The sequence below is a fragment of the Algoriphagus jejuensis genome (assembly GCF_039523455.1).
Classification (GTDB): domain Bacteria; phylum Bacteroidota; class Bacteroidia; order Cytophagales; family Cyclobacteriaceae; genus Algoriphagus; species Algoriphagus jejuensis.
On record NZ_BAAAFI010000006.1, the window covers coordinates 1 to 15,024 of the forward strand.

13 protein-coding genes are annotated in these 15,024 nt (G+C 48.3%); 11 read left to right on the forward strand and 2 right to left on the reverse strand.

What is annotated here, in order from left to right; genetic code table 11:
• Positions 1 to 200: 200 nt before the first annotated feature.
• The 9 genes from ABD031_RS06970 (at position 201) to ABD031_RS07010 (ending at position 8,518) form a co-directional block, all read left to right on the forward strand.
• Positions 201 to 1,139 (forward strand): Ppx/GppA phosphatase family protein, encoded by a 939-nt coding sequence (locus tag ABD031_RS06970; protein WP_343849753.1) that lies wholly within the window; start codon positions 201 to 203, stop codon positions 1,137 to 1,139.
• 166 nt (positions 1,140 to 1,305) lie between these two features.
• Entirely contained in the window at positions 1,306 to 2,379 is a 1,074-nt protein-coding gene (locus ABD031_RS06975; RefSeq protein ID WP_343849754.1) for an Ldh family oxidoreductase, read from the forward strand.
• Between the two features lie 117 nt (positions 2,380 to 2,496).
• Positions 2,497 to 2,712, forward strand: coding sequence for a hypothetical protein (locus ABD031_RS06980; RefSeq protein ID WP_343849756.1), 216 nt, complete (start codon positions 2,497 to 2,499; stop codon positions 2,710 to 2,712).
• Positions 2,712 to 3,164, forward strand: coding sequence for a DUF6036 family nucleotidyltransferase (locus tag ABD031_RS06985; RefSeq protein ID WP_343849758.1), 453 nt, complete (start codon positions 2,712 to 2,714; stop codon positions 3,162 to 3,164). The genes ABD031_RS06980 and ABD031_RS06985 overlap by 1 nt, the downstream gene beginning before the upstream one ends.
• Before the next feature lie 11 nt (positions 3,165 to 3,175).
• Complete coding sequence (locus ABD031_RS06990; RefSeq protein WP_343849760.1) at positions 3,176 to 3,637, forward strand: hypothetical protein; 462 nt, start codon at positions 3,176 to 3,178, stop codon at positions 3,635 to 3,637.
• A 133-nt stretch (positions 3,638 to 3,770) separates the two neighbouring features.
• Positions 3,771 to 5,132 carry a Gfo/Idh/MocA family protein gene (locus ABD031_RS06995; RefSeq protein WP_343849762.1) on the forward strand — a complete coding sequence of 454 codons (1,362 nt, stop codon included), beginning with the start codon at positions 3,771 to 3,773 and terminating at the stop codon, positions 5,130 to 5,132.
• 52 nt (positions 5,133 to 5,184) lie between these two features.
• The gene (locus tag ABD031_RS07000) at positions 5,185 to 5,748 is read left to right on the forward strand and encodes a hypothetical protein (RefSeq protein WP_343849764.1); all 564 of its coding nucleotides are present in this window, start codon (positions 5,185 to 5,187) and stop codon (positions 5,746 to 5,748) included.
• Positions 5,749 to 5,861: 113 nt separating this feature from the next.
• Positions 5,862 to 7,229: a Gfo/Idh/MocA family oxidoreductase gene (locus ABD031_RS07005; RefSeq protein WP_343849766.1), complete on the forward strand. Its 1,368-nt coding sequence runs from the start codon at positions 5,862 to 5,864 to the stop codon at positions 7,227 to 7,229.
• 128 nt (positions 7,230 to 7,357) lie between these two features.
• On the forward strand, positions 7,358 to 8,518 hold the full coding sequence (locus tag ABD031_RS07010; protein ID WP_343849768.1) for an ATP-binding protein: 1,161 nt from the start codon (positions 7,358 to 7,360) through the stop codon (positions 8,516 to 8,518).
• 20 nt (positions 8,519 to 8,538) lie between these two features.
• Here the strand turns inward: ABD031_RS07010 and ABD031_RS07015 are convergent, their stop codons facing one another.
• Both ABD031_RS07015 and ABD031_RS07020 read right to left on the reverse strand, forming a co-directional pair.
• On the reverse strand, positions 8,539 to 9,657 hold the full coding sequence (locus ABD031_RS07015; protein WP_343849770.1) for a glycoside hydrolase family 5 protein: 1,119 nt from the start codon (positions 9,655 to 9,657) through the stop codon (positions 8,539 to 8,541).
• A gap of 401 nt (positions 9,658 to 10,058) precedes the next feature.
• Positions 10,059 to 10,577, reverse strand: coding sequence for a septal ring lytic transglycosylase RlpA family protein (locus tag ABD031_RS07020; protein WP_343849772.1), 519 nt, complete (start codon positions 10,575 to 10,577; stop codon positions 10,059 to 10,061).
• Positions 10,578 to 10,765: 188 nt separating this feature from the next.
• Here ABD031_RS07020 and ABD031_RS07025 point away from each other — a divergent pair, with 188 nt between their 5' ends.
• Both ABD031_RS07025 and ABD031_RS07030 read left to right on the forward strand, forming a co-directional pair.
• Positions 10,766 to 11,992, forward strand: a complete 1,227-nt coding sequence (locus ABD031_RS07025) for a metallophosphoesterase family protein (protein ID WP_343849774.1) — start codon at positions 10,766 to 10,768, stop codon at positions 11,990 to 11,992.
• A complete protein-coding gene (locus ABD031_RS07030) occupies positions 11,989 to 15,021 on the forward strand; it encodes an SbcC/MukB-like Walker B domain-containing protein (RefSeq protein ID WP_343849776.1) in 3,033 nt (1,010 codons plus the stop codon). The genes ABD031_RS07025 and ABD031_RS07030 overlap by 4 nt, the downstream gene beginning before the upstream one ends.
• Positions 15,022 to 15,024: the final 3 nt, after the last annotated feature.

Sequence of the window (15,024 nt, forward strand, 5' to 3'; positions counted from 1 at the left end):
TTTTCTCCAAAGAAACACCTTAGCGAAAACTGATATCACGGAACAACTATGGGATACGCTAACCAGACTTTCAGAAAAAAAAAACAGAACAGAGTATGGGCTCGAGGTGGAAGGAAAAAACACTTTCCACCATTTTTTGCACTCAAAATTGTACTTATCAAAAACTTTCTATATTCGCCCATCCAAAATTTTGGCAGATTATGAGTATCCGAAAAGCTGCGGTAATAGATATGGGCACCAATACATTTCATTTGTTATTGGTGGAATTGAATGGGACAGGATTTAAAACAATTTATAAAGAAAAGATCCCCGTCAAGATCGGCCAAGGCGGAATCAGCCAAAATCAAATCGCTCCTGACGCCCAAAAAAGGGCCTTCCATACCCTAAAACATTTCAAAAACCTGATCGATGGCGAGCACATCGATCAGGTTTTTGCTTTTGCGACCAGTGCAGTACGCAATGCGGACAACGGGCCTGAATTCGTCTCCCAAGTTAAAGAAGATCTAGGAATCGATATCCATGTCATCTCTGGCGACGAAGAAGCCCAACTCATCTATGAGGGCATCAACTTTTCCGGTTCGCTTAATGGACAGGTTACACTGATGATGGACATCGGCGGAGGTTCTGTGGAGTTTATCATCGGGACGTCGGAGGAGGTATTTTGGAAAAAAAGCTTTGAGATTGGAGGTCAGCGTCTGTTGGACGCATTTCATTACCATGATCCCATCTTGCCCGAAGAGATAGAAAAGCTGGAAACTTACTGCCAGGAAAAACTTCAGCCATTGATTGAAGCCATCCAACATTATAAGCCAACTGGCTTGGTTGGCGCTTCCGGGACTTTTGATACGCTGACGGACATCTATTACGCCTCGATGCTCCAATGCAAGCTCACTGGGCAGCATGCATTTGAGCTCCCAACGGAGGATTTTGAGCGGATTTTTGACATGCTCAAATCCCTGAATCGGGAGCAGCGTCTTAAAATCCCCGGCATGATCCCCATGCGGGTAGATATGATCGTGGTGGCGAGCTGCCTGATCGAATTTATTCTCCGCTATGTGCCCGTGGAAGCCATGGTTTGCTCTTATTATTCTTTGAAAGAAGGAGTCGTCTTCCGCTTATTGGAGAAGGCTGAATTGTAATTCCTGCAGGATCGTGCCACTTTTTTTGCCCCTTTCGGGAGAGCATACGACATAAAAACCATTTTTCGCATGATTCCCCGGTCGGATTTTTCAGTTAAAAATCAGCACCCAACATTTTCCTGAATCCCTATCTTTGCCAACACAGAGACTATTGAACCTATTTGCAATGCAAACTTACTCCTACGACCAACTCTTTCACTTCACCTATCATATGCTTGTGAAAATCGGCTGCCCAAAGCACGATGCAAAAATCGCATCTGAAGTGTTGCTTTCGGCCGACCTGAGAGGAGTGGACAGTCATGGTGTCGCGCGACTTTCAGGCTATGTGAGACTGTGGGAAAAGGGCAGGATCAACCCCACTCCCAACGTGCGCGTCAGCTATGAAACTCCCTCCACGGCGGTGGTCGATGGAGACAGCGGTTTGGGCTTGGTCGTCGCACCGTTTGCTATGCAAGTGGCTATCGAAAAAGCCAAAAACGTGGGTACTGGCTGGGTGTCGGTGAAAAACTCCAACCACTACGGCATCGCCGGCTACCATGCAATGATGGCCTTGGAGCATGACATGATAGGAATCTCCCTGACCAATGCCAGTCCGCTGGTCGCACCGACTTTTTCCAAAGAACGACTGCTCGGCACCAACCCCATCTCGGTAGCCATTCCTGCCAAAGATCAACCTCCCTTCGTAGCGGACATGGCGACGACTACCGCTGCCAACGGCAAACTGGAAATCCTCCAACGAAAAGGTCTCGACACACCAACGGGTTGGGTGCAGGACAAAGAAGGTGAGCCAACCACCTCTGCCAACGGGGTGAAGAATGGTGGCGCATTATTGCCTTTGGGCGGTGACCGCGAGCACGGTTCGCACAAAGGCTACGCGCTCGGTTCCATCGTGGACATCTTCTCGGCAGTCCTTTCCGGCGCCAATTATGGACCTTGGGTACCTCCATTCGTTGCTTTTCTCGATCCTTTGCCCAATCTAGTTGGCGAGGGAATCGGCCACTTTTTCGGGGCCATGCGAGTGGATGCCTTCCGCCCCGCGGATGAGTTCAAGTCTCACATGGACAACTGGATCACCCGATTCCGCTCCGCCGAGACTACTCCGGGCAATGAGAAAGTCCTGATCCCCGGCGATCCGGAGCGGGAACTGGAGGCCATCCGTATGAAGGATGGAATTCCTCTGCTCGATCCTGTGGTGAAGGATCTGACAGAATTAGGAGAGCGGTTTGGGGTGAAGTTTTAAGGGATGTCGGGTGTTGGATGACCGATGTCGGGTGATGTAAAATTCATATGTCAACAGGAATTCCTAGAAAAAGAGTCAACTTGATTTTCTACCTTGGAATGGCAATCCGACCTACCCATGTCCGAAAACCCCAAGAAATTTAGACTCGACCGAACCGCCTTCCATGCAAGAAATGCGTCGCAACAGGTGAACTATGGGAAAGAGTACCAAAATCTGACTTGGCAAGAGAGGATGCAAATCCATAAGTATCTCAACAGCATCGCCTATGGATATGATATGGACAATCCTCCGAGGATGGACAGGACTGCATTTCGAACAAAGTCAAGGAAGTGATGGGGAACATTTTTGAAGATGATTTCAGGGATTTTTTATCAGCCCTCAACAACCGAAAAGTTGACTACATACTGGTTGGAGGGTATTCCGTCATCATCCACGGATATCCCAGGACTACGGGTGACATGGATCTCTGGGTGCGAAAGACTCGGGAAAACTACCAAAAGCTGGTGGATGCTTTCTCTGAATTTGGAATGCCAACATTCGATATGACTGAGGAAAACTTCCTCTACCATCCAGAATGGGACGTATTCTCATTTGGAAGACCTCCCGCGGCAATTGACATCATGACGAAAGTAAAAGGACTGGACTTCGACCAGACTTTTGAACATGCCAAATTCTATGATGACGGAGGACTTTTGGTCAGGACGATTCATAAAAACGACCTGCTCTCGGCGAAAACCGCCGCCAATAGACCGAAAGATTTGGACGACTTGGAGAATATTAGATAACATTCGACTTCATGCCCCTCACTCCCCTCGCTTTCCGCACCTCCTTCGAAGAAAACCCAAAGCTTGCCAAAGCCGCTCATAACCTGAGTTCATTGCTCTCTGCAATCGAACAAAAGGCAATTCCTGAGACGCAAACACAAAAAATCAACGAGGCCATAGCAGGCGTGAACAGCTTTCCTGGCCCAGATCCGGAACTTGTCAAGCAATTCAAATCCGCGCAAATCGGAATTTTAAGCCTTTTGGAAAGCGACCTTCAACTCGTGCCAAAGAACCATTACCAGAATCAATGGCTGGCACTTGGACTGGCTGCATTTGGCATTCCCTTAGGCGTAGCTTTTGGTGCTGCCTTGGGAAACATGGCGTTTATCGGTATTGGCATTCCCATCGGAATGTCCATTGGCATCGCGGTTGGTACCAGCAAAGACAACCAGGCTAAATTGGAAGGGCGCCAATTAGACTGGATCGCGAAGTAGGACAATCGGTAAATCTCTTCCGCTTTTCACCTACATGCATTTCTTTTAAGCAGGCGATCCTTGTCCCAAAATGTCTTGGCAAAGCACCTTCTTTTTGTAATTTAAGGCACCAGTCACCTCAAACCCAAAATTGATGAACCGCCTCAATAGAAGAGAATTTTTAAAAGGAAGTAGCGCTCTCATGACCCTCGCCAGCTTTGGCCTGCTGGGGATGGATTTCAAAGACCGAAAAGGTCCGCTCCAAGTAGCACTCATCGGCACGGGCTGGTACGGCAAATCGGATCTCTTTCGATTGATCCAAGTGGCAGACGTCGAAGTGGTGGCACTTTGCGACGTGGACAGCAAGCAGCTGGCTGAGGCAGGAAGACTCGTCTCCACCCGACAAAAGTCCGGCAAAGTTCCTGCCCTCTACGAGGATTACAAAGAGCTTTTGGCCAAGGAAAAACCCGAGTATGTGCTCATCGGCTCGCCCGATCACTGGCATGCCCTGATGGCCATCGATGCCGTGAAAAGCGGTGCGCATGTCTACTTGCAAAAACCGATTTCGGTCGATGTCATCGAAGGCGAGGCGATCTTGGCAGCAGCCAGAAAGTACGACCGCAAAGTCCAGATCGGCACCCAGCGTCGCAGCACGCCACATTTGGTCCAGGCCAAAAAAGAAATTATTGACTCAGGCAAGCTCGGCAAGATCTCCCATGCAGAAGTTTGCTGCTACTACCACATGCGAAACAGAAGTCATCCAGAGGTGATTCCTGTTCCGGAAAACGTAAATTATGACCTTTGGGCAGGGCCCGCGCCCATGCTTCCTTATCGGGGAATCTTGCATCGCGGCTGGCGGGCTTTTATGGAATACGGCAATGGCATCGTGGGCGATATGTGCGTGCACATGCTCGACGCCGTGCGCTGGATGCTGGATTTGGGTTGGCCTGTGCAGGTCACTTCCACCGGCGGGATTTATGTGGATAAAGAGTCCATCTCCAATATTTCCGACACCCAGACAGCCATCTTTGAATTTAATGAGCTAAATGTCATCTGGCAGCATCGCAGCTGGGGCAATCCCGTGGACAAGGACTATCCGTGGGCTTTTAAGATCTATGGAGAAAATGGAATGCTGGCCGGAAGTCCGATGCGGGCAGATTTTTATCCCGTCGGAAAAGAAGATCCTATCCACTACGATGTGGTGCTCGAAAAGGAGCAATATCCGGAAGATGTGACCGAAAAAGACATCGAAATCCACGCAGCTCCGGCCACCCGTGAGCAGATGAAAAACTGGCTACAAGCCATCGATTCCAACACCTTGCCTGTGGCGGACGTTCTCCAAGGCCATATCTCCACCGCCTCTTGCATCCTGGCAAATATGTCCATGGACCTGGGTGGAAGGCCGCTGCGCTATGATCCCAAAACCATGACGGTGGTCGACGACGAGGAAGCTACCAAGCTTTTGAGAAGGCCTTATCGGGATGGCTATGTGCATCCGGTACCGAACAAGGTTTAGAGTTTGAAATTCGAAATTTTCGTGGATAGATTTTAACTTTTAATTGCAGCCTGTGGCAACTAGATATCAAAGATCCTATCTCCATAGGATTCTAATAATTGGACTTATCACAATAGGCATAGCAATTTACCTTTTATCCAACCTCCTTACATTCAAATTCCAACTAGTAGAAATAAAAGGGGTTATCCAAGATTCTGAAACCTATGTATCGACAGTAACAGAAAAGGTAAGAGGGACCAAAAGCCAAAAGTCTGAACTTATTTTTTCCATTTACGACAGAAACCAAATTTATAGACTCATCAAGAATATTGGGAATGATTACCGAAACGAAGAATTTGAGAATTTGTTAAACTCTTTGAAAAAAGCGGATTCTGTTTCCATTTGGATAAAAAAAACAGAACTGGATTCATCGGATCCTAAAGTTTTTCAAATTGATGTCGATCAAAAAACAGTCCTCCAATTTGAAAAAGTCAGAACAGAAAATGGCGTTTTATTTCTGATAGTATTTGTCACCGGGATTTCCTTCCTGTTATTCTATTTTTCGAGAATTAATCCAGATAGATTCCATAGTCTCTTTCGCAGACTATGGCCAAAAGAAGCCAAGGATATTGTATGAATGAATTGCAATCAGATTTTATTTGAGGCAACACTCCGTTTATCCAATTCCAGTTGGTAAGGGTTTGTGTTTTTGTATCTTAATAGACTCAATTAACCTCAAACCCAATCTACATGAATGCACTCAATCGAAGGGATTTCCTCAAAGGCTCCTCAGCCCTCGCTACCCTCGCCAGTTTCGGCCTGTTGGGGATGGACTTCAAAGATCAGGAAGGCCCTCTCAGAGTCGCCCTGATCGGCTCCGGCTGGTATGGCAAATCGGATCTTTTTCGCCTCATCCAAGTCGCCGATGTGGAAGTAGTCGGACTTTGTGATCCTGACAAAAACATGCTCAAAGCCGCCGGAGACATGGTGGCCACCCGCCAAAAGTCCGGCAAAGTACCGGCACTTTACGAAGACTACAAGGAGCTTTTGGCGAAGGAAAAACCGGAGTTCGTCCTGATCGGCTCTCCGGATCACTGGCATGCGCTGCAATGCATCGATGCGCTCAAAGCCGGAGCGCATGTCTATGTGCAAAAACCCATCTCGGTCGATGTGATCGAAGGCGAAGCCATGGTGGCCGCCGCCAGAAAATACCACAAGAAAGTCCAGGTCGGTACTCAGCGCAAAAGCACGCCACACCTGATCGATGCTAAGGAGCAGATCATCGATACCGGCAAGCTGGGCAAGATCTCTCACGTGGAAGTGTGCTGCTACTACCACATGCGCGCCAACGGAAATCCACCTGTAGAGCCTGTTCCTGACTTTTTCAACTACGAGCTATGGACTGGCCCGGCGCCACTTCGACCCTACGACGGCATCCCTCACAAACGCTGGTGGAGAACTTTCATCGAATATGGCAACGGCATCACCGGCGACATGTGCGTCCACATGCTGGATACGGTACGTTGGATGCTGAAGCTTGGCTGGCCGACTCAGATCACCTCCACAGGCGGCATTTACGTTCAAAAAGAAGGAAAGTCCAACATTTCCGACACCCAGTCGGCCATCTTCGAATACCCGGAACTGAACGTCGTTTGGCAACACAGGACATGGGGAAATCCGGATGACCCAACCTATCCATGGGCTTTTAAGATATTTGGAGACAAAGGAATGCTGGCAGGAAGCACCATGCAGGCGGACTACACACCTTTGGATAAAAACGAAAAGCCCATCCATTTTGACTGTCTGTTTGAGCGGGAAAAATATCCGGAGGACGTCAATGAGCCCGACATTGAGCTCAATGCCGCACCGGCTACCCGACTTCACATGCGAAATTGGTTGGAAGCCATTGACAAAAACACACTTCCAGTAGCCGACATCGAAGAGGGTCATATCTCCACCGCCGCCTGCATCCTGGCCAATATCTCCATGGATCTGGGAGGGCGAACCTTGAAGTACGACCCCAAAACGATGACTGTCATCGGGGACAAAGAAGCGACTGCCCGACTTCGCAGACCCTATCGAAAGGGCTACACGCATCCAGAACCAAAAAGTGTTTAACCCTCTCTTTTTAACTGAAAAAAATTATCCCGAACAAATGGCACTGTTCGGGATTTTTTTTCTGAAAATCAGATATTTAAACAGTAATCATCCCTGCAAATCTAAAATTTATTTTTAGATTTGCAGGGATGATTACTCGAAAAATAGAAGACGATTTCATTTTCTCCATCCAAAACTTTCCGGTAACCGGACTGGTTGGACCAAGACAAGTGGGAAAAACCACCTTGGCCAAAACCACTGTTTACCCCTCAGACTCCATATATCTGGACTTGGAAAAAAACTCAGATCTCAGCAAAATCGAAGATCCGGAGCTGTTTTTCACTGAATACCACAACAGGACAATCATACTGGATGAAATCCAACATGTTCCCAACCTTTTTCCATTGATCCGTGCCATGGTAGATGATAATCGCCGGCCGGGGAAATTTATAATCCTTGGTTCTGCCTCCCCCGAACTCCTGCGTCAGAGTTCCGAAAGTTTGGCAGGCAGGATCAACTACCTGGAAATGACCCCGCTGAATCTTCTTGAAATCAATCCAGAGGATCAGAACAAATTGTGGCTGATGGGAGGCTTTCCTGAACCCTTTCTTAAGGACACAAAACGATTCACTACGGAATGGTATAAATCCCTTATCTCCAGCTATGTACAAAGAGACCTGCCAAATTATGGACTTCCGGCAGATCCAGGGCTAACCAGAAAACTGTTGATGATGATAGCGTCCTCCAACGGTGGCGTGCTCAACTACACCACATTTGGGAAATCCTTGGGCTTGACCATCCCTACGATCAAGACCTATCTGAAATTCTTGATCGAGGCTTTTTTGGTGAGGGAACTTCCCTCTTGGCATGTGAATCTCAAAAAAAGACTGGTCAAGTCTCCTAAATTATATTTCCGAGACACAGGCATGCTCCACAATCTTTTGGGAATTTCTTCTTTGGAAAATCTCTTTGGCAATATTGTTCTGGGAAGCTCGTGGGAAACTTTTGTGATCAATCAGGTTTTTTCTGTATTGAATTCAGATGACCAGATGTATTACTACCGAACCCAAGACGGCGCCGAAATCGACCTCCTGATCCGCAGAAACGACAAATGGCTGGCTGCAGCTGAGCTCAAATTCAGCTCTGCCCCGATCCTGACAAAAGGAACCCACATTGCTATGGAGGATCTCCAAATCCCCCTGCTGCATGTCATTGTACCGAAAAATGAAAACTACCCGCTGAGCAAAAATATCCGAGTGATCGGACTCGAAGGATTTTTAGAGTTGCTGGATCAATCCAAAAGCCACTGAGTCTGAACGTGCGAGATTCCTCAAATCTGGGATCTCAAAAGATCCAAAAACTCCCGATCCAACTTTTCCCCATACCAGTCCTCATAGGCCACATCTTTCCTTCCTGAGTTCAAGATGCCGAATGTCCCTGAAAACTCCCAAATCCCGAATCCCACTTCCATTTCTTTCAAAACTTGTAGCACATCTCCAAACCACGCCAGAAATACTTCATGCGGAGTCTGATTGTAGCAGCCACATTCACCGCAATGCACCCCGACACCCTGATCGATCAGTGATTTCCAGGGCGCATAATATTCTCTGATACTCTCTATATCGAGTAATTTCTCCCCTTGTTGGAAAGGCCAAGCCACCGGTGGAACAGACTCGGGATCTTTGTACACCCAACCCGCCTTGTAATGCGAAATCGGAAAAGGATAATAACCTCTACAGCTCTGCGACAGATCCAAATCAGCCAATTCCGGCATGGCGATCCCCCCGCCACCATTGCCGTCTGCGATTACCAAACGCTTCTTGCTGATTGACTTGATCGTCTCCAGCGCCGCCTTCGCCACACGTCGATAGTCGGCAATAGCCACCGGTCCTCCCTGGCTGTGTTGGTCGTTTGGATTTTCGCGTTGGAAAGGCTCATTCACCAGATCGAAACTCAGCTTTTTGGACGAAATGCCCCGATAGCGCTTGGCCCACATTTCCCAATGCGCACAAAACGCATCCAACGCTTCCTGATCTTTCCACAAATTATACGGCTCCTCAAAACCCGCATTGATGCAAAAACCCGGTGCTCGATGGAGGTTCAAGCTCACATGCAGTCCCTGGTTGATGCTTCGCTCCACCAACTGATCCACCTTTTCCAAGCGGCTTTCGTCAAAATTAAGCACCTCATCCGGGAGAATCGGACGCGTTCGGTCAAAAGCCAAGTAGCTCGGATAGGAGATGGGCACACGGACAAAATCGAAACCCCAATCCGCAATCCATTTGAGATAATCCGGCTTGGTCGGTCTCCCTTGATCAGGATTATGGGAGAAAAAGTCCAGTAAGTTAAAGCCTTTCCAAGCGGGAAGTTTATTTTTCGGTTTCGCTGGCGCAAAAGAAGAAAGCGGAACCAAACCTACTCCGGCTGACACGAATGCGGTTTTTTTCAAAAATCTCGACGGGAATCTTGGGAAATCATCGGCTTACTGGTTGTTAATTGAATTGAAAAATAAGGACATGTCCCTCAAAAGTTGCATCCGAAGAAAACTTTTACACTTCTGGCTTGTGCTTTATGTGGGATTTACCCTTGCGCTTACGCCACATCATTGCCGCAAGATTTCATTCAGAATTAAAAGCTGAAAACAAATCAATTTTCCAGGCTAGGCACAATAGGATGCGTTGTTTACGTCTCAAAAAATTTCTGCATCGAATCCAGTTCGCTGTACATTAAACGCAAAAAAACGCTTTCGCTCAAGTCGTCTTTAATACAGCTAGAGCTCCAAAAATCTGAAAGACAGGAGGTTCCAAAGCGTAAGAAAGTTTCTTATGTCTAAAGGCTTGACTTCAGAAATTACCGCGAATCCGGGCTGAAAGGGAGCAAAACCTCATTTAACCTCAAATCTAATTCCCTCTGCGGCATTTGGATTATCCGATAGTAAGGCCTGAGTCTCAAGGGAGACGAATCTCTATCCTGATAATATGCGATCAGTCGATCTAGCTCATCGAGATCCAATGCCTCAATCTTGACTTTAGCCAATCCGTCCTGAACCATCTCGATCCGCTCTGCGGCTGCTCGACTAATATCGATCTGCCGCTTGGAATAGATCGGTAATCGGTCGTTGATCCGCACCACTACCGAGAGCTTGTTTTTCTGATTGATCACACGCACCCATGTCCCAAGAGGAAGACGTTTGTGAGCTGCTGTTAGACTGTCCAGTGAAAAAACTTCCCCATTGGCGGTCTTTTTCCCATGGAATTTTTTCCCATAGAAACTTGCCATCCCCTCCTGAACCCGCAGGGAATCTACCTGAGCATTTGCCCGCAAGGCGATGAGCCCAAAAACAAAAATCAATACCAATCGAAATTGCACTGCCGAATTTAATGTCTTCGCCCGCTTTCCCAATAAAAGTGCCAATTGCTGACGAGAGAATATTATCCCTTGGAGGATTTCCGTAACACGATTACCTTAGTAGATGTTGATTCAATATTAGCGACACCAAACTATAAACCAGGTCTCGAAAAGTTCACGCCGTGCTGTGGATCATCGACCGTTGACCCATGAAGATCCTCCACACCGCCGACTGGCATCTCGGCAAGCGCCTTCAGGAATATTCCCGACTCGAGGAGCAAAAGCTCGTGCTCGAAGAAATTTGCCTGATCGCCGACGATGAAAATATCGACTTGGTACTCCTCGCCGGAGACATCTTCGATAGCTTCAATCCCGCCCACGAAGCGGTCGAGTTGCTGTACAAAACCCTGCGAAAACTTTCCAAAAACGGCAGCCGCCCCATCATCGCGATCTCCGGCAATCACGACAGCAACCAATTTATCGAAGCTCCGGATCCCCTGGCGAGAGAGCTGGGAATCTTTTTTTACAGCCGCTACGACTCGGTGATCCCTGTTGGCAAGCTTGACTCCGGAGTGGAGATCACCCGCTCGGCCAGCGGCTTTCTGGAGCTCAAGCTTCCAACTTTTGATTTCCCCGTTCGGGTGATCTTGGCACCTTATGCCAATGAAGTTTCGCTGAAAACGTATCTGGGAGAAGGTGATCGGGAAGCTGAGTTTCGCACACTCTTATCCCAAAGCTGGCGGAATATCGCGGACGAATACTGCGATCCTGCCGGAGTAAATTTTTTGTTGGGCCATTTCTTTTTCATGAAAGAAGGAGAAAAACCCGAAGTCGAACCCGAGTCTGAGCGTCCGATCCTGCATGTGGGCGGCACACAGGCGATCTTCACCCAAAATCTACCTAGCCAAATCCAATATGCCGCTCTGGGTCACCTACACCGCTACCACGCGGTGGGGCACGACAGCTTCCCGGTCGTCTATGCCAGTTCACCGCTGGCCTACTCCTTTTTGGAAGCAGATCAGGAAAAAAAAGTCGTAATCCTCGAAGCTGAACCGGACAAGCCGGTCACCTACAGCCCGATTGGTTTGAAGCAAGGCAGACCATTGTTTCGAAAAACGTTTGACCAGCTCGCCACCGCCATCGAATGGCTGCAAACCAATCCCTATTGCTTCGTGGAGCTCACCTTTATAACAGAACACTCCATAGATGCTGCAACCCGCAAGGCGATTCTAAAAGCCCACGACGGCATCGTCAACCTTATTCCGCAGCTCAAAAACCCGTCGGGCAGAGACAATTTTTCCCTGAAAGCCGAGGACCTGAACAAGGACATGGAGAGCCTTTTTAAGCTTTTCTACGAAAGTGAAAAAGGCCAGGAACCCAACGCTGAACTGCTGGAGATTTTCAGAGAAGTCATCAGCCAAAACGACGAAGTATGATCCCTGTACGACTCGACATCCAAGGCCTCTATTCCTACCGGGAAAAGCAAACCATCGACTTCACTCAGCTCACCGGAGCCGGGCTTTTCGGGATTTTTGGCGCTGTCGGCAGCGGAAAATCTTCTATCTTGGAAGCGGTGCTTTTAGCGCTCTATGGCAGCACCGAGCGGCTTTCTGACCGGGGGGAAAAGAACAGCATGCTAAACCTTCAGAGCGATCACCTGCTCCTGAACTTCGAATTCAATGCTGGGCAGAATAACGCCAAAACCTACCTCGCGCGCTATTCCGCCAAACGAAACCCGAAAAACTTCGAGGAGGTAAAGCCCGCCGAGCACGTGTTTTATGAAAAAATCGACGGCGACTGGGTGCCGGTCACGGCCTCCGGGGAGCACCTCGTCGGGATGAAAAAGGAACATTTCAAACAAACCGTCATCATCCCGCAAGGCAAGTTCCGAGAGTTTATCGATCTGACTCCTGGGCCGAGAGCGGAGATGATGAAGGAGCTTTTCGGATTGGAGCGCTTTGATCTTTCACGAAAGACCGGCTCGCTACTGAAGGTAGTGAGGGAGGAAAAAATCAGACTGGACACGCAGATTTCGGCCTTGGAACATCTTACCCAAGAGATCCTGTCGGAAAGAGAAATGCGACTAACCGAACTGCAAAAGCAAAGCGTCGAAGTCTCTCAAAAGCTACAGGTAGCCGAGCTAGAACTCCGCAGAAAAGAAGCCCAGCAAGCCAAGTACCGGCAGCTGCTAAAATTCAGGGAGGAGAAAACCGAGCTACTTGCTCTAAAACCTGAGATTGAGACTAGACGACAGCTGCATTCGGAATTTATCACCGCCAAAACCCACCTTCGCCCGGTTTGGGATCAGCTCAGCGAGACAAAAGCCGATCTGGAAAAATACACGGTCAGCGTCACCGACTGCGAGCGGTTCAAGATTGAATTTGCGAGGGAAGTCGCACTTTTGGAAAAGGAAGAAATCGAACTCAAACAGAAAAATCAGGAGCGTTCGGCCCGTGAAAGCAAGATTCGAGATCTGAAGAAAGTGATCGAAATTCAGCTTCTGAACCAAAATTTAGCCCAGGCAACCGCTGCTTTGGAAACGCTAAGACCCGAGATAGACACTAGAAAACATGCTTTAAACTCTCTGGAAACGACAATCAACGAAGTCGAAAAGAGAGCAGATGGGATGGACGCAACAGATAGCAGTCAGCTGGCCCAGTGGATGAGCGACGCCAAAGATTGGGCAAATTGGCTGGAGCAGCTCGCAAAGCTGGAGCAGGAAATCGCACAAACCTGGACTGAGACAAGCCAAATCTCCAATGCCCTTTCCGAGATCGATGCACAAGTTCCAGCTGGAGAAAAAACGCTTGAGTCCTGGATCACAAACCAAAAGCACCGTCTGCATAAACTGGAAACAGAGCGGGACTCTCTCATCCGAAAACAAGGTCTGGCAGCTCACGTTCACCTGCTCCATGCCGGAGAATCTTGCCCGCTTTGCGGGGCAGTGGACCATCCCAACCCACTCGAGGCGGAGGCTGAGGCGCTTCAACTGCAAGAAAAAACGGCACAAATTCGGGCTGCAAAAGAGCAGATAGACCAGGGTGCAGAACTGCTTCAAAAGCATGCAGAGCTCTCCTTTCATCAGGCAAGCTTCAAAAAATCTATCGCTGTCCAAGAGACTGAAAAAGCTGAGCTTTCAACCAAATTGACAGATTTAAAACAAGCGCTAGAGGACGCTCAAATCAAGTCCTTGGATGACCTGACGCAAAAAATCCAGATCATGCAGCGCAATTCACAGCAAAAAGTCAGCCTTGCCCTAGAAGTGAAAAAGCTGCGCCAACAATGGCAATCCGAACGAATACTGCTGGAAAAATCGGAAAAAGACTACCAAAACCTCCAGCTGAAGCACCAATCGCTGCTATCCAACAGCTCTTCTAAAAAAGAAGAGATCAAAGACATGGCATTTTGTCGGCAGTTTTTCGACAAAGATTCCGACTCGATCCGAGCCACTATTGCGAAGGTGGAAAAGAACATCGAAGAAGCAATCCAGCTTCTGGAAGGCAAGCAAAAACACCTGCGGGAAAAGCGCGGAGAACAAGTCAAAAACCTCGCTGACTTGGAAATCTTCGAAAAACTGAAAGCCCAGAACGCCTCCAAACTGGAAAAACTTAACGCGGATTTTGAGTCCCTGAAATCTCATCATGGCTTCTTGGATGAAGCGAGATTGATTCGGCTTTTTCAGCATTCGCTGGACGCAGAGAAAGTCTTGCGCGAGATCACGGACTTTGACCAAAAACTTGCTATCGCCGAAAACAGGACGGCGGAACTGGAGAATGAAGAGGGAATCAGCGATTTCCGTGAGGAGCTGTTTCAAGAGCTTTTCGCTCAATTCCAAGCGCTGAAATCTGCTATGGAATCCAGCCAAAACGAAGTTCTGCTCTTAGATCGGGAAATCCAGGAGTTGAAGAAAAAACTGCTCGAAAAAACTTCATTGCAAACCTCCCTCGCAAAATTGGACACTCGACTATCCTACCTCGCCGAACTCGAACGGCTATTCAAGGGCAGCGGCTTCGTCAAGTACGTCAGTTCGATCTACTTGAAAGAGCTCTGCAACACGGCCAACCTGCGGTTTATGACGCTGACAAAAAATAGCCTTAGTCTGGAAATCGACGACAACAACACCTTTTGGGTGATTGACTACCTGAACGGAGCCAAAAGACGCTTGCTCAAGACACTCTCCGGGGGACAGACTTTCCAAGCCTCGCTATGCCTGGCTTTGGCTTTAGCAGAAAAGGTCAAATCGCTTAACCAAGCGGACCAAAGCTTCTTCTTCTTGGACGAAGGCTTTGGCGCTTTGGATAGAAATGCCCTGCGCGTCGTATTCGAAACACTCAAATCTCTGCGACACGAAAACCGGATTGTTGGCATCATCAGCCACGTCGAAGAACTACAGCAGGAAGTCGGTGTATTTGCCCAGGTCGAATTGGATCCTGAGAAAGGCTCCAAAGTGAGCTATTCTTACTAGGTT

Bases quoted from the DNA above. Each gene is read 5' to 3' on its own strand.
- ABD031_RS06970 (WP_343849753.1), top strand. From the start codon at position 201: ATGAGTATCCGAAAAGCTGCGGTAATAGATATGGGCACCAATACATTT.
- ABD031_RS06975 (WP_343849754.1), top strand. From the start codon at position 1,306: ATGCAAACTTACTCCTACGACCAACTCTTTCACTTCACCTATCATATG.
- ABD031_RS06980 (WP_343849756.1), top strand. From the start codon at position 2,497: ATGTCCGAAAACCCCAAGAAATTTAGACTCGACCGAACCGCCTTCCAT.
- ABD031_RS06985 (WP_343849758.1), top strand. From the start codon at position 2,712: ATGGGGAACATTTTTGAAGATGATTTCAGGGATTTTTTATCAGCCCTC.
- ABD031_RS06990 (WP_343849760.1), top strand. From the start codon at position 3,176: ATGCCCCTCACTCCCCTCGCTTTCCGCACCTCCTTCGAAGAAAACCCA.
- ABD031_RS06995 (WP_343849762.1), top strand. From the start codon at position 3,771: ATGAACCGCCTCAATAGAAGAGAATTTTTAAAAGGAAGTAGCGCTCTC.
- ABD031_RS07005 (WP_343849766.1), top strand. From the start codon at position 5,862: ATGAATGCACTCAATCGAAGGGATTTCCTCAAAGGCTCCTCAGCCCTC.
- ABD031_RS07010 (WP_343849768.1), top strand. From the start codon at position 7,358: ATGATTACTCGAAAAATAGAAGACGATTTCATTTTCTCCATCCAAAAC.
- ABD031_RS07025 (WP_343849774.1), top strand. From the start codon at position 10,766: ATGAAGATCCTCCACACCGCCGACTGGCATCTCGGCAAGCGCCTTCAG.
- ABD031_RS07030 (WP_343849776.1), top strand. From the start codon at position 11,989: ATGATCCCTGTACGACTCGACATCCAAGGCCTCTATTCCTACCGGGAA.